Origin of the sequence: Janibacter sp. FSL W8-0316, assembly GCF_038004165.1 — a bacterium.
Classification (GTDB): domain Bacteria; phylum Actinomycetota; class Actinomycetes; order Actinomycetales; family Dermatophilaceae; genus Janibacter; species Janibacter indicus.
Genome location: NZ_JBBOQX010000001.1, coordinates 2,614,107 through 2,635,052 on the forward strand (window position 1 = coordinate 2,614,107; position 20,946 = coordinate 2,635,052).

Consider the following 20,946-nt stretch of genomic DNA (forward strand, 5'->3'; position numbering starts at 1 on the left):
CGGTCGCACCCTTCGATTCGCGTGGAGGAACCACCCGAATGGCAAAGCTCATTGCTTTCGACGAGGAGGCCCGTCGCGGTCTCGAGCGGGGTATGAACACCCTCGCCGATGCTGTCAAGGTCACCCTCGGCCCCAAGGGCCGCAATGTCGTCCTGGAGAAGAAGTGGGGCGCCCCCACGATCACCAATGACGGCGTGTCCATCGCCAAGGAGATCGAGCTCGACGACCCCTACGAAAAGATCGGGGCCGAGCTGGTCAAGGAGGTCGCCAAGAAGACCGACGACGTCGCCGGTGACGGCACGACGACGGCCACCGTCCTCGCCCAGGCGCTCGTGCGCGAGGGCCTGCGCAATGTCGCGGCCGGCGCCAACCCCATGGCCCTCAAGCGCGGTATCGAGAAGGCCACCGCTGCGGTGTCCGACGAGCTGCTCGCGATGGCCAAGGAGATCGAGACCAAGGAGCAGATCGCTGCCACGGCCTCCATCTCCGCCGCTGACCAGGAGATCGGCGCCAAGATCGCCGAGGCCATGGACAAGGTCGGCAAGGAAGGCGTCATCACCGTCGAGGAGAGCAACACCTTCGGGCTCGAGCTCGAGCTCACCGAGGGCATGCGCTTCGACAAGGGCTACATCTCCGGCTACTTCGTCACCGACACCGAGCGCATGGAGACCGTGCTCGAGGACCCCTACGTCCTCATCGCCAACTCCAAGATCGGCTCGATCAAGGACCTCCTGCCCGTCCTCGAGAAGGTCATGCAGGCTGGCAAGCCGCTGCTGATCATCGCCGAGGACCTCGAGGGCGAGGCGCTGTCGACGCTCGTCGTCAACAAGCTCAAGGGCACCTTCAAGTCCGTCGCCGTCAAGGCCCCGGGCTTCGGTGACCGCCGCAAGGCCATGCTCGCCGACATCGCCATCCTCACCGGTGGCCAGGTCATCTCCGAGGAGGTCGGCCTCTCCCTCGAGACCGCCGAGCTCGACCTGCTCGGCCGCGCCCGCAAGGTCGTCGTCACCAAGGACGAGACGACCATCGTCGAGGGTGCTGGCGACCAGGACCAGATCGCCGGCCGCGTGAACCAGATCAAGGCCGAGATCGAGAACAGCGACTCGGACTACGACCGCGAGAAGCTCCAGGAGCGCCTCGCCAAGCTCGCCGGCGGCGTCGCCGTCATCCGTGCGGGCGCGGCCACCGAGGTCGAGCTCAAGGAGCGCAAGCACCGCATCGAGGACGCCGTGCGCAACGCCAAGGCCGCCGTCGAGGAGGGCATCGTCGCCGGTGGTGGCGTCGCGCTCCTGCAGGCGACCAAGGCCGCCTTCGACAAGCTCTCGCTCGAGGGTGACGAGGCGACCGGCGCCAACATCGTGCGCGTCGCGGCGGGTGCCCCGCTCAAGCAGATCGCGGCCAACGCTGGCCTCAACGGCGGCGTCGTCACCGAGAAGGTCGAGAACCTGCCTGCGGGCGAGGGCCTCAACGCCGCGACCGGTGAGTACGTCGACATGATCGCCCAGGGCATCATCGACCCGGCCAAGGTCACGCGCAGCGCGCTGCAGAACGCCGCTTCCATCGCGGCGCTCTTCCTCACCACCGAGGCCGTCGTCGCGGACAAGCCGGAGAAGGCCGCCCCGGCCATGCCCGGTGGCGACGACATGGGTGGCATGGGCGGCATGGGCTTCTGAGCCCACCCCCGCACCACCTGCACCACGCGCGAAGGGCGGTTCCCCGGTCACGGGGGACCGCCCTTCGGCGTACCCTTCCTGCATGACGTCACCGCAGGAGCTGGCGGACCGGCTGGGTGCCACGGGTTACCTCGCCGACGAGGACCTCGCCACCGTGGTCTTCCTCGCCCGGGAGATGCGCCGGCCGCTGCTGCTCGAGGGGGCGCCGGGCACGGGCAAGACCGCGCTCGCCGAGGCCCTCGCCGAGCTCGAGGGCGTGCCCCTCGTCCGGCTGCAGTGCTACGAGGGCATCGACGCCTCGCAGGCCCTCTACGACTGGGACTTCCCGCGGCAGATCCTCCACCTTCGCACCCTCGAGGCGCTCCACGCGAGTGGTGGGCTCGAGGCGTCCGAGGCCGAGAGCTCGCTCTTCGACGAGCGCTACCTCCTCGAGCGGCCGGTCCTGCAGGCCCTGCGGCGGGCCCCGGCGGTGCTGCTCGTCGACGAGATCGACCGGGCCGACGACGAGTTCGAGGCCTTCCTGCTCGAGGTCCTCTCGAGCTGGAGCGTGAGCATCCCCGAGCTCGGCACCGTCCGCGCCCAGGTGCCGCCGACGGTCGTGCTCACCTCCAACCGCACCCGAGACCTGCACGACGCACTCAAGCGCCGCTGCCTCTACCACTGGATCGACCACCCCGGTCTGGACCGGGAGGTGGCGATCGTGCGCCGCCGCATCCCCGAGGTGAGCGAGACCCTCGCCCGTCAGGTCGTCGCGGCCGTGCAGCGGCTGCGCACCGAGGACCTCGTCAAGCCGCCGGGCGTCGCCGAGACCCTCGACTGGGTCGCCGCCCTGCAGCGTCTCGGGTCGCCGGAGCTCGACCTCGAGACCGCCGCCCGCACACTCGGCGCCGTGATCAAGTACCGCGAGGACGCTGAGCGGGTGAGGCAGGCATTGGACCGGGTGCTCGCCCGATGACGGCACCCCAGTACGCCGGCAAGGTCGACGAGATCCTCCTCGGGCTGACCCATGCGGTGCGGGCGGCCGGGGTGCCGGTGACCCACGACAGGGCGACGACCTTCCTCGAGGCGGCCGCGCTCGTCGGCGCCGGGGGCCTGGCGCAGGTGCGCCTCGCCGGCCGCGCGACCCTGTGCGCGGGGCCCGAGGACATCGTGCGCTTCGAGCAGGTGTACGCCGAATGGTTCGCCGGGCGCGACGACCTGCCGCGGAGGGTCGACAGGGAGGAGCAGAACGAGCTCGTCTCCCCCTTGCCCGAGGACGACGGTGCCGACGGCGTGGAAGGGGAGGCCGACGCACTGCACGTGGCCGCGAGCGAGGTCGAGGTCCTGCGCCACCGCGACGTGGCGGCCCTGTCGCCGGAGGGCAAGGCGCTGCTCGACCGGATGATCGGGCAGCTGCGCCCCCGGCTGCCCGTGCGTCGCGCCACCCGGCGCACCGCCTGGCGGCGCGGGGAGATCGACGTGCGGTCCACCCTTCGCGCCATGCTGCGGCATATGGGCGAGCCGGCCCGGGTCCACCACCGTCGCCGCGGCACCCGCACCCGCCGGGTCGTGCTGCTCGTCGACGTCTCGGGCTCGATGCGGCCCTACGCCGACGCCCTGCTGCGACTCGCGCACGCCGTCGCCCAAGCACCGCGCCAGGGCGGGTCCTCCGGCGCCGTCGAGGTCTTCACGCTCGGTACCCGCCTCACCCGGGTCACCGAGGCGCTGCGCACCCGCGACCCCGAGCGGGCCCTCGTGCGTGTGGGGGAGGCCGTGCCGGACTGGTCCGGCGGCACCCGGCTGGGGCAGGTCCTGCAGGTCTTCCTCACCCGCGAGCACACCCGCTACCTCGCCCGCGGAGCGGTCGTGGTCGTCGTGAGCGACGGCTGGGAGCGCGGTGACGGGGCCGAGCTCGCCGTGCAGCTGTCCCGGCTGCACCGCATGTCCCACCATCTGGTCTGGGCCAACCCCCATCGCGGCAAGGAGGGGTACCGTCCTGTGCAGGTCGGCATCGTCGCCGCGTTGCCGCACGTGGACAAATTCGTCGCGGGGCACTCCTTGCGAGCATTCGAGGACCTGCTGGAGGTGATCGCCCATGCGTGAGGTGCTGCCCGAGCTGATGCAGTGGTGGGAGCAGGGCCACTCCGTCGGGGTCGGGACCGTCGTCGCGACCTTCCGCTCCGCGCCACGGCCCCCCGGGGCCTCGATGCTCGTCGGGCCGGAGGGCACCGCCGTCGGGTCGGTCTCCGGGGGCTGCGTCGAGGGCGCGGTCTACGAGTCGGCCCAAGAGGTCGTCGAGTCCGGCCGGCCGCAGTTCCACCGGTACGGCATCTCCGACGACGACGCGATGTCCGTGGGGCTGACCTGCGGCGGCATCCTCGACGTCTGGGTCGAGGTCATGGACCGCGAGACCTTCCCCGAGCTCGGCGAGATCGCCGCCGATGTCGAGGCCGGCCGGCCGGTGGCCGTCGCAACCGTCATCGAGCACCCCGACGAGGCATGGCTCGGCCGGCGGATGCTCGTGCGCCCCGATCAGGAGCCGACCGGCACCCTCGGCTCCGCGCGGGTCGACGCCGCCGTCCGCGACGACGCGCTCGGCCAGCTCGCCCTCGGTCACAACGCCACCCTCGGATACGGCCCCGACGGCGAACGCCGGGGCGAGGGCATGCGCGTCTTCGTCTGGGCCTTCGCCCCACCACCGCGGATGCTCGTCTTCGGCGCCATCGACTTCGCGGCGGCCGTCGCCCGCGTCGGCGACTTCCTCGGCTACCGCGTCACGGTGTGCGACGCGCGACCGGTCTTCGCCACCCGCACGAGGTTCCCCGCCGCCGACGAGGTCGTCGTCGACTGGCCGCACCGCTACCTGGCCGCCGAGGAGGAGGCCGGGCGCATCGACGGCCGCACGGTCATCGCGGTGCTCACCCACGACCCGAAGTTCGACGTCCCGCTGCTCGAGGTCGCCCTTCGCCTGCCCGAGGTCGGCTACATCGGCGCGATGGGCTCGCGGCGGACCCACGACGACCGCGAGGCGCGGCTGCGCGAGGTCGGCGTCACCGGCGAGGAGCTGGCCCGGCTGCGCAGCCCGATCGGGCTCGACCTCGGGGCCCGCACGCCCGAGGAGACCGCCATCAGCATCGCGGCCGAGTTCGTCGCCGAGCGGTGGGGCGGCTCCGGTCGACCGCTGGCCGGGCGCGCAGGACGGATCCACCAGTCGGGCGGGGAATGAGTCGTTGCGAAGGGGGTGACTCCCGACGCGGTCGTGGCTAGCATGAGCCAGATCACACTGTCGTGATTGAGATCAGGAGCGCTCCATGGCCAATATCGAGCTCGTCGTCGACGGCGCCCGCGTCGCGGACGACGTCGAACCCCGGACTCTGCTCGTGCACTACCTGCGCGAGACCCTCGGCAAGACCGGCACGGTGGTGGGGTGCGACACCTCCAACTGCGGAGCGTGCACCGTCCACCTCGACGGCAGGAGCGTGAAGTCCTGCAACGTCCTCGCCGTCCAGGCAGATGGCTGCGAGGTGACGACCATCGAAGGCATGGCCAGGGATGGCGAGCTGCATCCGGTGCAGGCGGCCTTCCACGAGTGCCATGCCCTCCAGTGCGGCTACTGCACCCCCGGCATGATCATGCAGTCCGCCGACCTGCTGCGCGACAACCCCGATCCCTCGGAGGAGGAGATCCGTGTGGGGCTCGAGGGCAACCTCTGCCGGTGCACCGGCTACCACAACATCGTCCGCGCGGTGAAGACCGCGGCGAGTGCCTCGGCCGCCTCCGCAGGTGCCGCTGGGGATGCGTCATGACCGCGGAGGTCACCGACCGGCCCGCCACCACCGAGATCGGCCGCGACCGTCGTCGCAAGGAGGACCAGCGGCTCATCACCGGTCGCACCCGCTGGACCGACAACATCGTGCTGCCGGGCATGCTGCACATGGCGATGGTCCGCAGCCCCTTCGCGCACGCCCGGATCATGTCCGTCGACACGAGCGAGGCGGCCAGCGCGACCAATGTCGTCGCCGTCTACTCCGGCGCCGACCTCGACGAATCGGTCGGCGTCCTCATCAACGCGTGGCCGGTCAGTCCGGACCAGGTGGCTCCGGTGCACCCGCCGATGCCGGCCGACCGGGTGACCTTCGCCGGGGAGATCGTCGCCCTCGTCGTCGCCCGCAGCGCCGCGGAGGCGCGCGACGCCGCTGAGCTGATCGACGTCGACTACGAGGAGCTGCCCGCCGCCCTCGACCTCAAGGAGGCGGCGGAGGACACCGTCCTCGCGCATCCCGACCTCGGCACCAACAAGTCGGCCCTGTGGACCTTCGACTCCGCCGAGGCCGGCACCGGGGGTGACGTCGAGAAGGCCATTGCCACCGCACGCCAGGACGGCATCGTCATCGAGCGCGAGTACCGCCAGCAGCGACTCATCCCCGCCTTCATGGAGCCGCGCTCCGTCGTCGTCGACCCGACCGGCGAGCAGCTGACGATGTGGACGGCGACCCAGATCCCGCACATCGTGCGCTTCGCGCTCGCGGCCACGACCGGCGTCCCGGAGTCGAAGATCCGGGTCATCGCCCCGGACGTCGGCGGCGGCTTCGGCGGCAAGCTGCAGGTGACGCCGGAGGAGTGGCTGGCCTGGTGGGTGGCCCGCCAGCTGGGCCGGCCCGTCAAGTACACCGAGACCCGCTCGGAGTCGCTCATGGCGGCCCACCACGGCCGTGACCAGTGGCAGCGGCTGACGCTCGCCGCCGACAAGCAGGGCAAGGTCACCGGGCTCAAGGTCGACCTGCTCGCGGACCTCGGCTCCTACGTCGCCCTCATCGGCGGCGGCGTTCCCGTCCTGGGCGCCTTCATGTTCAACGCCATCTACAAGTTCCCGGCCTACCACTTCTCGATGCAGTCGGTCCTCACCAACAAGGCCTGGACCGATGCCTACCGGGGTGCCGGTCGCCCCGAGGCCACCTTCGGCATCGAGCGGATCATGGACGAGCTGGCGCACGAGCTCGGTGAGGACCCGCTCGTGGTGCGCGAGCGCAACTGGATCACCCACGAGGAGTTCCCCTTCACCTCCGTTGCCGGTCTCGAGTACGACTCCGGCAACTACGAGGCCGCCACGGACCTGGCCAAGCAGATGTTCGGCTATGACGAGCTGCGCGAGGAGCAGCGTCGTCGGCGCGAGTCCAAGGACCCCGTGCAGCTGGGCATCGGCATCTCGACCTTCACCGAGATGTGCGGTCTCGCGCCCAGCCGTGTCCTCGGCAGCCTCGACTACGGCGCGGGTGGCTGGGAGCACGCGAGCGTGCGCATGCTCGCCACGGGCAAGGTCGAGGTCGTCGTCGGCGTGAGCCCGCACGGCCAGGGGCACGAGACGGCCTTCAGCCAGATCGTCGCCGACCGGCTGGGTGTCCCCTTCGAGGACGTCGAGATCCTGCACGGCGACACCCAGATCTCGCACAAGGGACTCGACACCTACGGCTCGCGCTCGCTCGTCGTCGGCGGCGAGGCCGTGGTCCGTGCCGCGGACAAGGTCATCGACAAGGCGCGGCGCTACGCGGCGCACGTGCTCGAGGCCAACCCCGACGATCTAGAGTTCACGGCCGGTCGCTTCGGTGTCGCGGGCACGGACCAGTCCGTGGGGATCACCGACATCGCGGCCGCGGCCTTCGCCTCGCACGACTACCCGGACGACATCGAACCGGGCATCGACGCGGAGGCCACCTTTGACCCGGTGAACTTCAACTACCCGCACGGCACCCACCTGAGTGCCATCGAGATCGATACCGAGACCGGGGAGGTCAGGCTGCGCAAGTACACCTGCGTCGACGATGTCGGACAGGTGATCAATCCGCTCATCGTCGAGGGACAGATCCACGGCGGACTCGTCCAGGGCATCTCGCAGGCGCTGTGGGAGGAGGCCGTCTACGACGACTCCGGCACGCTCGTGAGCGGCAGTTTCGTCGACTACCTCGTCCCGACCGCGGCCGACACCATCAGCTTCGACACCGCGACCACCACGACGGCGGCGACGGGCAACACGCTCGGGACCAAGGGAGTGGGTGAGGCGGGAACGATCGCCTCGACCCCCTGCATCGTCAACGGTGTCGTCGACGCGCTGCGCATCTTCGGCGTCGACGACGTGCAGATGCCGTGCACCCCCGAGCGGGTGTGGCAGGCGATCCGGTCCGGGTCCGGTGGCGAGGGCACGACCGGGGCCGCGGCGCCCCACTTCGACGAGGCGACTGGTGACCAGGGGCAGACTGACCGGATGGCAGGCGCCGACGGACCCACGGGACCGGCGATGAGCACGGAAGGAGAGGTCCGATGATCCCGGCGAAGTTCGACTACGCGGCACCGACGTCGGTGGAGGAGGCGCTCGGGCTGCTCGGCGAGCATGGCGACGACGCCAAGGTGCTCGCCGGCGGGCAGTCCCTGCTCCCGGTCCTGCGGATGCGGCTCAACGCCCCCGAGATGATCATCGACATCGGTCGGATCCCCGAGCTGCGCGGCATCAGCGACGACGGTCGGACGCTCACCATCGGGGCCATGACGCCGTACCACGAGATCCTCGCCGACGATCGGGTGAGTGGACGCTGTCGACTCCTGCACCAGGCGATCAGCGAGGTCGCCGACCCGCAGATCCGCCACCGGGGCACCCTCGGCGGGGCCTTGGTCCACGCCGACCCCGCCGGCGACTGCGGGGCACCTGTGCTCGCCATGGACGCCGAGCTCGTCATCACCGGAGCGTCAGGCCGACGGGTCGTCCCCGCGGCCGACTTCTTCCATGGCCTCTTCGAGACCGCGGTCGGCGAGGACGAGCTGCTCACCGCCGTCAGGGTGCCCACCTACGACGGGTGGGGCTCGCACTACGAGAAGTTCGTGCGGGTCGCCCACCAGTGGCCCATCGTCGCGGTCGCCGCGCAGGTGCGGGTCGAGGATGGCGCGATCGCTGAGGCACGGGTCGGCCTGACCAACATGGGCGCGACCCCGGTCCGAGCCAGCGCAGTCGAGGCCGCGCTCGTCGGGAACCAGCCCACCGCCGAGGGCGTGCGGGCGGCCTGCGAACTGGCCGGCGAGGGCACCGAGCCGCCGTCGGACCTCAACGGCGATGCCGACTACCGCCGGCACCTGGCCACCGTACTGACGAGGCGTGCCGTGCTCACGGCCGCAGGATGAGAGGACCTTCGTGCAACTGACCCACAGTTTCACCGTTCCCGCCGGCATCGACGAGACCTGGGCCGCGCTCAACGACATCGAGTCCGTCGCCGGGTGCTTCCCCGGTGCCCAGGTGACCCACGCCGACGCCGACTCCTTCGAGGGCACGGTCAAGGTCAAGCTCGGTCCGATCGCGCTCGTGTACAAGGGGAGCGGCGACTTCGTCGACAAGGACGAGGCCGCTCACCGGATGGGCATCGCCGCCAAGGGCAAGGACAAGCGGGGCAACGGCACCGCGGGCGCCGACGTCGTCGTGACCATGGCCCCCGAGGGTGCGGCGAGCACCAAGGTGGAGGTGGTCACCGACCTCAACATCACGGGCAAGCCCGCGCAGTTCGGCCGTGGCGTGATGCAGGACGTCTCCGACAAGCTCCTCGGGCAGTTCGTCGACTGCCTGGCGGGCCGCTTCGCCGCCCCCGAGGCCACCCCGGAGCCGACGGGTGAGGAGGAGGCGGCGGCCACATCGCCTGCGCAGACGCCGACCCGGTCGACCACGACGCTGGCAGCCACGGCTCCCGCATCCGCTGCGGCTCCCGCCGCGAGCTCACCGGCCGTGTCCTCGCCGGCCGTGTCCTCGCCGGCCGCGCGCCCGGCGAGCTCGTCCGATGACGCGATCGACCTCGGGGCGACCGCCCTTCCGGTGCTGCTGCGGGCTTACGGTCCCCAGATCGCCGCGGCGCTCGCCCCGCTCGTCCTCCTGATCATCGCCCTGCGGCGTCGCAAGGGGTGAGCTGACGCACCCCCGGCCAGCCGACTCACAGCCACGGGCGAGACGATGAGCGGATGACCGCCACGTCCCCGCTCGTCCTCGGTCCCCTCCTGCGCTTCGTCGGTAAGCACCACGCCTCGATCTGGGTGCAGACCTCCGGCCCGGCGCGGGTGTCGGTCGTCGTCGACGGCCACGCGCACGACGCCGCGACCTTCGTCGTCGAGGGGCACCACTACGCCCTGGTCGTCGTCGGCGGGCTGGCCCCCGGGCGCACCTACGCCTACTCCGTGCACGTCGACGACGCGCAGGTCTGGCCGCTCGCCGACGGCACCTTCCCGGAGCCGACGATCGCGACGCTCGACCACGAGCGGGCGCCCCTGCTCGCCTTCGGTTCCTGCCGCACGAGCGTCCCGCACGACGCGGAGCACCACGCGAGCCACGGCGTCGACGCGCTGCGCACCTTCGCCCTGTCCCTGGCGAAGGGGGAGTCCCCACGACCCGACGTCCTCGCCCTCCTCGGTGACCAGGTCTACGCCGACGAGACGAGCCCGCAGATGCGTGACTTCATCGCCTCGCGGCGCAGCCTCGACGAGCCGCCGGGCGAGGAGATCAAGGACTACGCCGAGTACGCGCACCTCTACGAGCTCGCGTGGAGCGATCCAGCGATCCGGTGGGTGCTGTCGGTCGTGCCGAGCGCGATGATCTTCGACGACCACGACATCCGCGACGACTGGAACACCTCGTGGTCGTGGCACCAGGAGATCAACCGCACCCCGTGGTGGCACGAGCGGCTGGTCGCGGGGCTGACGAGCTACTGGGTGCACCAGCACATCGGCAACCTCGCGCCCGAGGAGCTCGCCCGCGACGAGATCTGGGCCCGGCTCGACGGCGCCGGGCCGGGCGAGGTCGACCTGACCGGCCCCCTTCGGGCCCTCGCGGAGCGGGTGGACCGTGAGCCCGAGAGCTACCGCTGGAGCTACACCCGGGCCCTCGGCGGGTCGCGGTTGATCATGCTCGACTCCCGGGCCGCCCGGGTGCTCGAGCCGGAGCGGCGCTCGATGCTCGACGACGACGAGCTCGCCTGGCTCGACGAGCAGATGACCGGCGACCTCGACCACCTCTTCGTCGGGACCTCGCTGCCCTTCCTGCTGCCGCCCGGGCTGCACGACGCCGAGTCGATCAGCGAGTCCCTCGCCGGTCCGGACCGGCCGCAGCCGGTGCACCGCGCGACCGAGGCGCTGCGGCAGGTCGTCGACCTCGAGCACTGGGGTGCCTTCCAGTCCGGCTTCGTCGAGGTCTTCGAGCTCGTCATGTCCGTCGCCCGCGGGGAGCGCGGCCGACCGCCGGGCACGATCACCTTCCTCTCCGGCGACGTGCACCACTCCTACGTCGCCGAGGTGACCGACCCCGCCGGTCACGGGGCGAGCAGCCGGATCGTGCAGGCCGTGTGCAGCCCGATCCGCAACCCCATGCCCCGCGCGCTGCGCGTGCTGATGTCGCAGATGGCCAAGGGGCTCGTCCGCCCGATGCGTTGGCTCGCGGCCCGGACCGCCGGGGTGCCCGAGCTGCGCTACCCGTGGGAGCTCACCGAGGGGCCGTGGTTCGACAACAACCTCGCCGTCGCCGAGGTCCACGACGGCCACGTGACCCTGCGGTGGATCACCGGAGACGTCGTCGACGGCGACGACGAGCACCCGCGCCTGCGGGTCGTCGCCACGGTCGAGGTGTAGCCGGCCGCAGGGAGGCGTCGGGGGTAAACCCTAATGACGGCCGCCGAGCGTGGACCCTAGATTGGTCGTCGGACATCCACGACGGACGAGAGCAGGGGACATGGGCACGCAGGTTGCCGCCAGCACGCACGAGCTTCGCAAGGTCTACGGCAAGGGCGAGGCGCAGGTCGCCGCCCTCGACGGGATCGACCTCGACATCGGTGCGGGGCAGTTCACCGCCATCATGGGGCCCTCCGGCTCCGGCAAGTCCACCCTCATGCACTGCCTCGCCGGGCTCGACGCGGTGAGCGGGGGGCGGGCCCTCATCGGTGACACCGACATCACCCGGCTGAAGGAAAAGGACCTTACCCGGCTGCGCCGCGACCGGATCGGCTTCATCTTCCAGGCCTTCAACCTCATCCCGACGCTGACCGCTGAGGAGAACATCCTCCTGCCCCTGGCGATCGCCGGCCGCAAGCCCGACCGCGAGTGGTTCGACCTCGTCATCGAGACCGTCGGCCTGCGCAACCGCCTCGGCCACCGGCCCAACGAGCTGTCCGGCGGCCAGCAGCAGCGCGTCGCCTGCGCCCGGGCCCTGGTGTCGAAGCCCGCGATCATCTTCGCCGACGAGCCCACCGGCAACCTCGACTCGACCTCCGGCGCCGAGGTGCTCGGCTTCCTGCGCCGCAGCGTCGACGAGTTCGACCAGACGATCGTCATGGTCACCCACGACCCCGTGGCCGCGAGCCACACCGACCGGGTCCTCTTCCTCGCCGACGGGCGCATCGTCGACGAGCTGTGGGAGCCGGACCGCGAGACCGTCCTCGAGCGGATGGTCGCGCTGACCGACGGGGCGCACTGATGCTCAAGGCCACCTTCAAGAGTCTGCTGGCGCGCAAGGCGCGCTTGCTGATGAGCGCCATGGCGATCGTCCTCGGGACCGCCTTCGTCGCCGGGTCGCTGATCTTCACCGACACCCTCGGGCGCACCTTCGACGGGATCATGGACGGCACCGTCGGTGACGTCGTCGTCCAGCCCGAGCAGACCGACGAGTACGGTGGCACGGGTGGCGGGCGCATGTCCGCCGCCGACGTCGACAAGATGGCCGAGCTGCCGGGCGCGGCGCGCGCCGACGGCTCGGTCGACGCGGTCGGGGTCTTCGTCGTGGGCGACAACGGCAAGGTCGTCGGCGGGCAGGGGGCACCCGCCCTGGCCTTCAACTACACCGACGCGCCCAACCAACTCGGTGAGGACCCGCTCGTCATCGACGAGGGGCGCGAGCCCCAGCGCGAGGGCGAGGTCATGGTCGACTCCGTGACCGCCGAGCGGGCCGGCCACGAGGTCGGCGACCGGATCAGTCTCGTGACGACCGGCGACACCCCCGAGATCGAGGCCGAGCTCGTCGGCACGATGACCTTCGGCGAAGGGGGGATGGCCGGCGCCTCGGTCGTCGTCTTCGACACCAAGACCATGCAGAAGTACTACATGGACGGCAAGGACCAGTACTCCTCCGTCTGGGTCACCGCCGACGAGGGCGTGAGCCAGCAGGAGCTGCTCACCCAGGTCGAGCCGCTCGTGCCCGAGGGCTACAAGGGCTGGACGGGCAAGGGGCTCGCGGAGGAAAACCAGAGCGACGTGCAGCAGGCACTCGGCTTCATCACGACCTTCCTCCTGGTCTTCGCCGGCATCGCCCTCTTCGTCGGCTCCTTCCTCATCATCAACACCTTCAGCATCCTCGTCGCGCAGCGTGGCCGGGAGCTGGCCCTGCTGCGGGCCATCGGTGCCTCTCGCCGGCAGATCGTGCGCGGCGTCCTCCTCGAGGCCTTCATCATCGGCGTCGTGGGCGCGACCCTCGGCCTGGCCCTCGGTGTGGTGCTCGCCCTGGGCATCCAGGCGCTCTTCGCCACCTTCGGGCTCGACCTGTCGGGCACCGGACTGGTCTTCACGCCCCGAACGGTCATCGCGGCCTACGCCGTCGGCATCGTCGTGACGATGCTCGCGGCCTGGGTGCCGGCCCGACGAGCCGGGTCGGTGCCGCCGGTCGCGGCGATGCGCGACTCGGTCGACACGGGCATCGGGCACCACCCGATCCGCCGTGGCCTCGAGGCCGGCGTGCTCGTGCTGGGCGTCGTCGCCTTCCTCTACGGGCTCTTCGTCGCCGACACCCGCGAGCTGTGGTGGATCGGCGGCGGCATCGTCGGGCTCGTCCTCGGCACGGCCTTCCTCGCCCCCTTCGTCGGGCGTCCGGTGATCTCCGGGCTCGGCTGGGTCTACCGCACGGCCTTCGGGAGCATCGGCCGGATGGCCGAGCAGAACTCCGTGCGCAACCCCGGTCGCACCGCGGCGACCGCATCGGCGCTGATGATCGGCATGACGCTCGTCGCGCTCATGGGGGTCGTCGCCACGAGCACCACGGCGAGCGTCGACAAGCAGATCGAGGAGACCTTCCGCGCCGACTACATCCTCAGCAATGCCGTCGGCCAGCCCTTCTCGTCGACGGTCGCCGAGCGGGTGGCCGAGGTCGACGGGGTCCGGGAGGTCTCGCCGGTGCGCTTCAGCAGTGCTGGCGTCGACGGTGGTCAGCTCTTCGTCACCGCGATCGACCCGCGCAGCTTCGAGGACGTCGAGAAGATCGAGCCGACCAACGGGAGCGCCGATCTCGACAAGGACTCGGTGATGCTCTCGACGAAGCACGAGGGCGGCCGCTCCGTCGGCGACACCGTCGAGGTGAAGATGGGCTCGACGACCCGCGACCTGACGGTCGTCGGCTTCTACGACGAGATCCAGGCGATCGGTTCGCCGGACGTCCTCATGTCGGTCGACACCGTCGAGTCGATGGGCGGCTCGGCCGCGGACAACTGGGCCTTCATCTTCGTCGACGAGGGGGTCGACAAGGCCCAGGTCGAGTCCGGGATCGAGCAGATCGTCGACAAGCAGCCGCTCGTCACGCTCAAGGACCAGGCCGGCTACGCCGACGAGCAGCGCTCGAGCATCAACCAGCTGCTCTTCCTCATCTACGCCCTGCTCGGCCTGGCGATCGTCATCGCCGTGCTCGGCATCGTCAACACGCTCGGCCTGTCGGTCATGGAGCGCACCCGTGAGGTCGGGCTCCTGCGGGCGGTCGGCCTCTCCCGCCGGCAGCTGTGGCGGATGATCACCCTCGAGTCGGTGACCATCGCGCTGCTCGGTGCTCTGCTCGGCATCGTGCTCGGGGTGGTCGCGGGCGTGGCGATCCAGCGCTCGCTCGTCGACGACGGCATCACCGAGCTGGCGATCCCATGGGCACAGATGGCCGTCTTCGTCGCCCTCGCCGGGGTCATCGGCGTCCTCGCGGCCCTGCTGCCGGCCCGCCGGGCCTCGCGCATGGACGTCCTGCAGGCGATCAGCACGGAGTGACCTGCGAGCACGACGAAGGGGGGCGGTGACCGGACAGGTCATCGTCCCCCTTCGTCGTGGTCGGGCCGGTCAGCGGCCGGGGCGCATCGTGCTCTTGACCGAGGTCTCGGTGTCGTCGTAGGTCCGGCCGGCCTCGCCGAGGACCCGACCGATCTCGTCGAGGCTCTCCTTGACCGTGCGCTGGGTCGCGCGCCAGTCGTTGATGAGGTCCTGGAAGGACGACGAGGCCTCGCCCTGCCATTCGTTCTGCAGCGACAGCAGGCGCGACATCATGCTCGCGACGGTCGTCTCGACGTCCTCGGAGATGCGCGAGACGTCGGAGGCGCTGCTCGCGACCTGGGCGGTGTCGACGGTGAAGCTGGCCATGGTGGTTCCCCTTCGGCTGGTGATCGGCCGGGCCCCTGCGGCCCGACGTCTCCCTAGACCGTAGGAGGAACCGGGACCGGCACCGCCGGGTTATCCACAGGAGGGGTCGGCCCGGTGCCGGGGCCGCCACCGCCGCGGCGCGACCGCTCGAGCGCCTGGGCGTAGCCGGCGCCCATCCCGAGCAGGATCAGGCCGGCGACGATGAAGCACAGCACCCGGGCCAGCCCGCTGAGGAAGGACAGGTCGAAGAGGAGCAGCTTGCCGACGCTCAGCGCGGCGAGACCCAGGCCGGCCGGCACGGCGATCGTCGAGCCGCGCAGACCACGCAGCAGCAGGACCGCGGCGGTGGCCATCCACACGACCGTGGCGCCCGCCTGGCCCGCGGTGTAGCCCCCGCGGGCGTCGTCGACGAGCTGGCCGACGAGCGCGCCGAGCAGGACGACGGCGCCGCCGGTGACGAGCACCGAGAGGGCGACGAGGACGCGCGGCAGCGCCGGCGAGAGGTCCGGCACGAGCACGTCGCTCGCCCGTGCGGTGACAGCGAGCGTCGCCACGAGGAGCACGGTCGCCAGCAGGTGGGTGGGCCCGACCTCGTCGGCGAGGCTGCGCAGCGCGACGTGGGGCAGGAGCGTGGTCGCGCCGATCAGGCCCAGCGTCGACAGGGCCCACGAGACGAAGAGCGTCGTGCGGTGCCGCAGGACGAGCGCGGCGACGGCCCAGAGCAGGCACAGCGCCAGCCCGACGACCGGCGTCCAGCCGTTGCCGTCGGCGCCGCGCACGGCGGCGGTGAGCGAGGTGACGCCCGCCGCGGCCAGTGCGAGCTCGGGGACACGGTGCACCAGGGCGGTGCGCTCGTCGTGCCCGACGAGACCGGCGACGAGCACGAGCAGGCAGGTGGCGATGACGAGCAGCCCGGTGCCGGTCCACCGGCCGTCGAAGGCCATGCCGGCGAACCAGAGCGGGCCGATGCCGACCGGGACGAGGAGCCCGAGCTGATCCGGCAGCCGGCCCACCCGGGCCCCTGCGAGCGTCGTAGCCATGACGAGGAGCGCGAAGGCGATGGCCAGCGCAGCGGCGATGCCCTGCTCGTCGTGCGCGACGGCGAGCGCGGTGAGGAAGAGCGCGGTCGGGATGACGCGGGAGAGCTCGAGGGCCCACCAGTCGCGACCGATCTGCGCCGGCCAGGTCGCTGCGGTGAGCACGAGCAGGAAGCCGCCGGTGAGCAGCTCGTGCTCGACGCCGACGAAGGGGGCCATGAGCGCGACGCCGAGGACGGCGATGACAGCGAGCAGCTGGCTGTCCCAGGCGCGGGCGAGCAGGACGCCGCCGAGGGCGATGAGGCCGGCGAGCACGAGTCCGACGCCGAGCGGGACCCACGCGTAGACGTAGGTGACCGCGAGGACGTCGAGGTAGGCGGTGGCGATGCCGGTCGCCGCCAGACCGAGGGCGCCGACGGTGCTCGTCTGCCGGGAGCGCACGAGCGCCGCGGCGCCGACGAGCGCGAGGGAGAGCAGTCCGCCGCTGATGACCCGGGCGAGGGGACCGAAGAACCCCAGCTGGATCGCCAAGGCCAGGAGGAAGGCGACGCCGATGAGGGTGATCGCGGCGCCGACGGCCGCCAGGGCCTTGGCGATGATCCCGTCCCGCTGCCACCACGGCTCGGTGGGCGGCAGCGGAGGCGAGGGCGGCGGCGCCATCGAGGGCCCCATCGGCGGGGCGACCCGCGGCGGAGGCGTCACGTGGCCGGCCGCGACGGGCGCCGCGGCGGGAGCGGTGGCCACGGGCGAGGGCGAAGGGGGGACCTCGGGGGCCGCGACCCGCGTCCAGTGCTCGGGGGAGGCCTCGGTGGCGAGGTGGGCGCGGAGCCTGGCCAGCTCGTTGCCGACGCCGTACATGCGCGACATCGCGTCTGCGAAGTCGTCCTCGATCGCGCGCACCCGCTCGAGGACCGGGTCTCCTGACATGCTCATGCCCCCAGTGTGCTCTTGCCAGCACACCGGGGGCATGAGTTCGGCTACTCAGCGCCGCCTTCAGACGCCACACCCGAAGGCGGGGGTAGCACCCCTGTGGGAGCCGGAGGAAGTCGGTGCTTCGTCGGGGGAGGAGACGATCGAGCGACCGTTGCTTCCATGTCCTGTGCTCCTGAGACCATCGTGCGACACCGGGATGGGACACCGCTGGCATCGACCTGAGAGTCTGCTGAGCACGCGGCTCCCCAGGTCACCCCTGGGACGTCGGGGCCGTCCCGAGGGTGGCTTCGATGGTCTGCTCCTCGCCGTCGCGGACGACGGCGAGCGAGACCTTGGTCCCGATCCGGTGCGAGTGGATGATCCCGACGAGCGACTCGGCCGAGGTGACCGTGCTGTCGTCGACGCCCACGACGAGGTCTCCCTCCTGCAGGCCGGCAGCTTCGGCGGGGCTGCCGTCGGAGACCGAGCGGATCTGGGCGCCGGAGCGGGTCGCGGACCCGAGCTCGGCGGTGCCGTCGCTGGGGGTGACCCCGAGGAAGGCGTGCTCGGCCTGCCCGTCCTCGATGAGCTGCTCGGCGATCCACTGGGCCTCGTCGACGGGGATCGCGAAGCCGATGCCGATGCTGCCGGACTGACCGCTGCTGCTGCCCAGGCTGGCGATGGAGGAGTTGATGCCGACGAGGCGACCGGCCGCGTCGACGAGCGCGCCCCCCGAGTTGCCCGGGTTGACCGCCGCCGAGGTCTGGATCGCCGAGGTGACGACCTGGCTCGACTGCTGCTGTTGCTGCTGGCCGAAGGGGTCCTGCTGCTCGCTCTCGGTGGAGCTGGTCGTCACGGGGCGGTCGAGGGCGCTGACGATGCCCGTGGTCACCGTGCCGGAGAGGCCGAGGGGGTTGCCGACCGCCATGACCGGGTCGCCGACCTCCAGGCCCGAGGAGGAGCCGACGGTGATCGGCTGCAGGTCATCGGGCGGGTCCTCGAGGGTGAGCACCGCCAGGTCGGTCGAGGCGTCCTCACCGGCGATGCTCGCCCGGTAGGTCTTGCCGTCGGAGAGGGTGACCGTGATCGTCGCGTCGTCGCCCGCCCCGCTCACGACGTGGTGATTGGTGAGGACGTGCCCCTCCTTGTCCAGGACTACCCCGGACCCCTCGCCGCCGGAGCCGCCCGCCGAGACGGTGATCGAGACGACGCTCGGCGTGACGGCGGCGGTCACGGCGTTCCAGTCGGGGTTGGTCTTGGAGGCGCTGCTCACCGGGACCACGCTGGCGGCGGAGTCACCGGACGTGCTCGCGCTCGTCGACGAGGCGGCGGTCGTGCCGTCGTCGGTGAGCGACATGACACCCCAGGTGCCACCGCTGGCCAGGGCCGCGGTGAGGACCGCGACCGCGGTCAGCTCGCCGATCCGGCGTCCCCGGTGGCGCGGCATGCGCGGCGGCGGGGGAGCGGCGAGCGCCGAGGCGTACGAAGGGTGCTGCGGCGGCAGTGGCGCGGTGGGCTGGTCCATCGTGGGGCTCCTTCTCGAGGCTGTGCGACCCACTCTGCGCCGCGGACTTCTGTTCGTCCTTGGCCCCACCTGTCAGATTGCTGTGATCAGACGTGTCCGGGGCGCGCCGGTGTCGCGCCGGGCAGCTCGACGCGAAAGGTCGCGCCGCCGCCCGGGGTCTCGCGGACCGCGACGGTGCCGGAGTGCTGGGCGACGATCGCCGCGACGATGGCCAAGCCGAGGCCGCTGCCACCGCGGGCTCGCGAGCGGGCCTTGTCGACCCGGTAGAAGCGTTCGAAGACCCGGGCGGCCACCTCGGGGTCGATGCCGGCGCCGTGGTCGCGGACCTCGAGGACCGCTCGGTCGCCGACCTGGCCGGTGCGGACCTCGACGAGCACGTCGTCGGCGGTGTGCATGAGGGCATTGCCGATGAGGTTGCTCAGTACCTGCCGCAGCCGGCCGTCGTCGCCGCGGACGACCGCGGGCCGCAGGTCGCCGTCGAGACCGGCGAGCTGGATCGAGCGGTGGGGAGCCCGGGCGCGGGCGTCGTGGACGGTCTCGGCGGACAGGACGACGAGGTCGACGTCCTCGAGCTCCAGCGGGCGCTGGTCGTCGAGGCGGGCCAGCAGCAGCAGGTCGTCGACGAGCCCGGTCATTCGCGAGGCCTCGCCCTCGATCCGCTCCATCGCCTGGGTCGTCTGGTCGGGGCCCTGGACGGCGCCCTGCCGGTAGAGCTCGGCGTAGCCGCGGACGGTCGCGAGCGGGGTGCGCAGCTCGTGGCTCGCGTCGGCGACGAACTGGCGCATCTTGGTCTCGGACGCCTCCTGCACGGCGAAGCTGCGCTCGACCTGACCGAGCATGGAGTTGAGCGACTCGCTCAGGCTCGCGACCTCGTCATGGCTGTGGCGCACGGGGACACGTCGGGTCAGGTCGCCGGCGGCGATGGCCGCGGCGGTGTCCTCGATGCGGCGAAGGGGGCGGAAGGCTCGGCGGGTCGCGAACCAGCCGAGGACCCCGCAGGTCGCCAGGGCGCCCAGACCGACGGAGGCGGTGACGATGACGTAGCGGCCGATGACCTTGTTGACCCCGGACAGCGGCATGCCGACGGCGAAGGTCGAGCCGTCCTCGTAGCGGCCGGCGATGAAGCGCCACTGGACGGTGCCGTCCAGCGACTCGACGGTGAAGGGCTGGTTGGTGATGGCCCGCGCGTCGTTTGCACGAATGACCGGCACGTCGGGGCGGGAGCTCACGCCCGTGGGGAAGCGGTACTGCCAGGCGTCGCCGTCGGCCGGCTGGCGCACGAAGAAGAGGTTGGTCGGTCCGCTACGCGGCTGGTAGAAGTCCGGCGTCTCGCCCCCGGTCGACAGCCCGGAGCTGTCCTCGGCGACCGGGATGGCGACCGTGCGCAGCTGTTCGTCGACATTGGCCTCGAGGTCGCGCTGGAGCAGCCACGCCGTCGTCACCGAGGTCGCGAGCAGCGCCGCGAGCAGCAGCGTCAGCAGGATGGCGACGAGCCGCCAGGTGAGCGGCATCGCCTCCAACCGGCGGACGACGGGCGCGGTGACGCGCTCGAGGCTCATGGGCGGGTCACTCGGGCGGCAGGCGCAGCACGTAGCCGAAGCCGCGCTTGGTGTGGATGAGCGGCGGCAGGCCCTCGGTGTCGATCTTGCGGCGCAGGTAGGAGATGTAGGACTCGACGATCCCCATCTCGCCCCGGAAGTCGTAGTCCCACACGTGGTCGAGGATCTGGGCCTTCGACAGGACGCGGTTGGGGTTGAGCATGAGGTAGCGCAGCAGCTTGAACTCGGTCGGCGAGACGTCGATGACCCGTCCGGCGCGGCGGACCTCGTGGGCTTCGTCGTCGAGCTCGAGGTCGGCGAAGCGCAGCACCGACTCGGTGGAGGGGATGTCGGTCGTGCGGCGCAGGATGACCCGGATGCGGGCGATGACCTCCTCGAGGGAGAAGGGCTTGGTGACGTAGTCGTCGCCGCCGACGGTCAGGCCCTTGAGCTTGTCGTCGAGCGAGTCGCGCGCCGTGAGGAAGAGGATCGGCTGGTGGCGCTCGGAGGCGCGCAGCCGGGAGGCGACCTCGAAGCCGTCGGTGTCGGGGAGCATGACGTCGAGGACGATGAGGTCGGGCTCCATGCGGTGCACCGCGTCGAGCGCGCTCGCGCCGTCGCCGGCCACCTCGACCTCGAAGCCGGCGAAGCGCAGCGACGTGGCGAGTAGCTCGCGGATGTTGGGCTCGTCCTCGACGACCAGCAGGTGGGGGGCGTCGACGGAGGTGGTGGGAGTGCTCACCCGTCGAGTGTGCGCCCGTTGTCTGGGTGTCGGCTGAACGAGCGCTGGGCGCGGTGGGGTCACGGAGTGACAACGAAGGGGGCGGGAACCCCCCCTTCGCGCCGTTGATTTGGTCGGGTGGAGGGACTCGGAGGACCGGGAGGGGCCCGGCGAA

At 71.5% G+C, this 20,946-nt stretch carries 16 protein-coding genes; 11 read left to right on the forward strand and 5 right to left on the reverse strand.

Translation table 11 applies throughout. From position 1 onward, the window contains the following. Window positions 1-38: 38 nt before the first annotated feature. The 11 genes from groL (at window position 39) to NYE39_RS12950 (ending at window position 14,672) form a co-directional block, all read left to right on the forward strand. Complete coding sequence (gene groL, locus NYE39_RS12900; RefSeq protein ID WP_072623594.1) at window positions 39-1,673, forward strand: chaperonin GroEL; 1,635 nt, start codon at window positions 39-41, stop codon at window positions 1,671-1,673. 82 nt (window positions 1,674-1,755) lie between these two features. Further along, a complete protein-coding gene (locus NYE39_RS12905) occupies window positions 1,756-2,628 on the forward strand; it encodes an AAA family ATPase (RefSeq protein WP_072623595.1) in 873 nt (290 codons plus the stop codon). Then, window positions 2,625-3,755, forward strand: a complete 1,131-nt coding sequence (locus tag NYE39_RS12910; RefSeq protein WP_341012904.1) for a vWA domain-containing protein — start codon at window positions 2,625-2,627, stop codon at window positions 3,753-3,755. Before NYE39_RS12905 ends, NYE39_RS12910 begins: the two co-directional genes overlap by 4 nt. Next, window positions 3,748-4,878 (forward strand): XdhC/CoxI family protein, encoded by a 1,131-nt coding sequence (locus NYE39_RS12915; protein ID WP_341012905.1) that lies wholly within the window; start codon window positions 3,748-3,750, stop codon window positions 4,876-4,878. The genes NYE39_RS12910 and NYE39_RS12915 overlap by 8 nt, the downstream gene beginning before the upstream one ends. A gap of 85 nt (window positions 4,879-4,963) precedes the next feature. Further along, on the forward strand, window positions 4,964-5,458 hold the full coding sequence (locus NYE39_RS12920) for a (2Fe-2S)-binding protein (protein ID WP_192911378.1): 495 nt from the start codon (window positions 4,964-4,966) through the stop codon (window positions 5,456-5,458). Further along, window positions 5,455-7,971, forward strand: coding sequence for a xanthine dehydrogenase family protein molybdopterin-binding subunit (locus NYE39_RS12925; protein WP_341012906.1), 2,517 nt, complete (start codon window positions 5,455-5,457; stop codon window positions 7,969-7,971). The genes NYE39_RS12920 and NYE39_RS12925 overlap by 4 nt, the downstream gene beginning before the upstream one ends. Further along, window positions 7,968-8,819, forward strand: coding sequence for an FAD binding domain-containing protein (locus NYE39_RS12930; protein WP_341012907.1), 852 nt, complete (start codon window positions 7,968-7,970; stop codon window positions 8,817-8,819). The genes NYE39_RS12925 and NYE39_RS12930 overlap by 4 nt, the downstream gene beginning before the upstream one ends. A 10-nt stretch (window positions 8,820-8,829) precedes the next feature. After that, a complete protein-coding gene (locus tag NYE39_RS12935; RefSeq protein WP_341012908.1) occupies window positions 8,830-9,588 on the forward strand; it encodes an SRPBCC family protein in 759 nt (252 codons plus the stop codon). A gap of 53 nt (window positions 9,589-9,641) precedes the next feature. Continuing rightward, on the forward strand, window positions 9,642-11,297 hold the full coding sequence (locus NYE39_RS12940) for an alkaline phosphatase D family protein (RefSeq protein ID WP_341012909.1): 1,656 nt from the start codon (window positions 9,642-9,644) through the stop codon (window positions 11,295-11,297). A gap of 100 nt (window positions 11,298-11,397) precedes the next feature. After that, on the forward strand, window positions 11,398-12,138 hold the full coding sequence (locus NYE39_RS12945; RefSeq protein WP_072623602.1) for an ABC transporter ATP-binding protein: 741 nt from the start codon (window positions 11,398-11,400) through the stop codon (window positions 12,136-12,138). Next, a complete protein-coding gene (locus tag NYE39_RS12950; protein WP_072623603.1) occupies window positions 12,138-14,672 on the forward strand; it encodes an ABC transporter permease in 2,535 nt (844 codons plus the stop codon). Before NYE39_RS12945 ends, NYE39_RS12950 begins: the two co-directional genes overlap by 1 nt. Window positions 14,673-14,741: 69 nt before the next feature. Here the strand turns inward: NYE39_RS12950 and NYE39_RS12955 are convergent, their stop codons facing one another. The 5 genes from NYE39_RS12955 to NYE39_RS12975 all read right to left on the reverse strand — a co-directional run bounded on the left by NYE39_RS12955 (window position 14,742) and on the right by NYE39_RS12975 (window position 20,792). Continuing rightward, window positions 14,742-15,038, reverse strand: coding sequence for a WXG100 family type VII secretion target (locus NYE39_RS12955; RefSeq protein ID WP_072623604.1), 297 nt, complete (start codon window positions 15,036-15,038; stop codon window positions 14,742-14,744). A 53-nt stretch (window positions 15,039-15,091) separates the two neighbouring features. Next, complete coding sequence (locus NYE39_RS12960) at window positions 15,092-17,008, reverse strand: DUF2339 domain-containing protein (RefSeq protein WP_164513551.1); 1,917 nt, start codon at window positions 17,006-17,008, stop codon at window positions 15,092-15,094. Between the two features lie 250 nt (window positions 17,009-17,258). Continuing rightward, on the reverse strand, window positions 17,259-18,512 hold the full coding sequence (locus tag NYE39_RS12965; RefSeq protein ID WP_341012910.1) for a S1C family serine protease: 1,254 nt from the start codon (window positions 18,510-18,512) through the stop codon (window positions 17,259-17,261). Between the two features lie 86 nt (window positions 18,513-18,598). Continuing rightward, window positions 18,599-20,071 carry a sensor histidine kinase gene (locus NYE39_RS12970; protein ID WP_192911385.1) on the reverse strand — a complete coding sequence of 491 codons (1,473 nt, stop codon included), beginning with the start codon at window positions 20,069-20,071 and terminating at the stop codon, window positions 18,599-18,601. Window positions 20,072-20,078: 7 nt separating this feature from the next. Beyond that, the gene (locus NYE39_RS12975) at window positions 20,079-20,792 is read right to left on the reverse strand and encodes a response regulator transcription factor (RefSeq protein ID WP_072623607.1); all 714 of its coding nucleotides are present in this window, start codon (window positions 20,790-20,792) and stop codon (window positions 20,079-20,081) included. Between the last annotated feature and the right edge of the window lie 154 nt (window positions 20,793-20,946).

Coding starts and splice junctions, on each gene's coding strand:
- NYE39_RS12930 (WP_341012907.1), top strand. CDS start 7,968: ATGATCCCGGCGAAGTTCGACTACGCGGCACCGACGTCGGTGGAGGAG.
- NYE39_RS12965 (WP_341012910.1), bottom strand. CDS start 18,512: ATGGACCAGCCCACCGCGCCACTGCCGCCGCAGCACCCTTCGTACGCC.
- NYE39_RS12905 (WP_072623595.1), top strand. CDS start 1,756: ATGACGTCACCGCAGGAGCTGGCGGACCGGCTGGGTGCCACGGGTTAC.
- NYE39_RS12915 (WP_341012905.1), top strand. CDS start 3,748: ATGCGTGAGGTGCTGCCCGAGCTGATGCAGTGGTGGGAGCAGGGCCAC.
- groL (WP_072623594.1), top strand. CDS start 39: ATGGCAAAGCTCATTGCTTTCGACGAGGAGGCCCGTCGCGGTCTCGAG.
- NYE39_RS12970 (WP_192911385.1), bottom strand. CDS start 20,071: ATGAGCCTCGAGCGCGTCACCGCGCCCGTCGTCCGCCGGTTGGAGGCG.
- NYE39_RS12920 (WP_192911378.1), top strand. CDS start 4,964: ATGGCCAATATCGAGCTCGTCGTCGACGGCGCCCGCGTCGCGGACGAC.
- NYE39_RS12955 (WP_072623604.1), bottom strand. CDS start 15,038: ATGGCCAGCTTCACCGTCGACACCGCCCAGGTCGCGAGCAGCGCCTCC.
- NYE39_RS12925 (WP_341012906.1), top strand. CDS start 5,455: ATGACCGCGGAGGTCACCGACCGGCCCGCCACCACCGAGATCGGCCGC.
- NYE39_RS12960 (WP_164513551.1), bottom strand. CDS start 17,008: ATGAGCATGTCAGGAGACCCGGTCCTCGAGCGGGTGCGCGCGATCGAG.
- NYE39_RS12910 (WP_341012904.1), top strand. CDS start 2,625: ATGACGGCACCCCAGTACGCCGGCAAGGTCGACGAGATCCTCCTCGGG.
- NYE39_RS12950 (WP_072623603.1), top strand. CDS start 12,138: ATGCTCAAGGCCACCTTCAAGAGTCTGCTGGCGCGCAAGGCGCGCTTG.
- NYE39_RS12945 (WP_072623602.1), top strand. CDS start 11,398: ATGGGCACGCAGGTTGCCGCCAGCACGCACGAGCTTCGCAAGGTCTAC.
- NYE39_RS12940 (WP_341012909.1), top strand. CDS start 9,642: ATGACCGCCACGTCCCCGCTCGTCCTCGGTCCCCTCCTGCGCTTCGTC.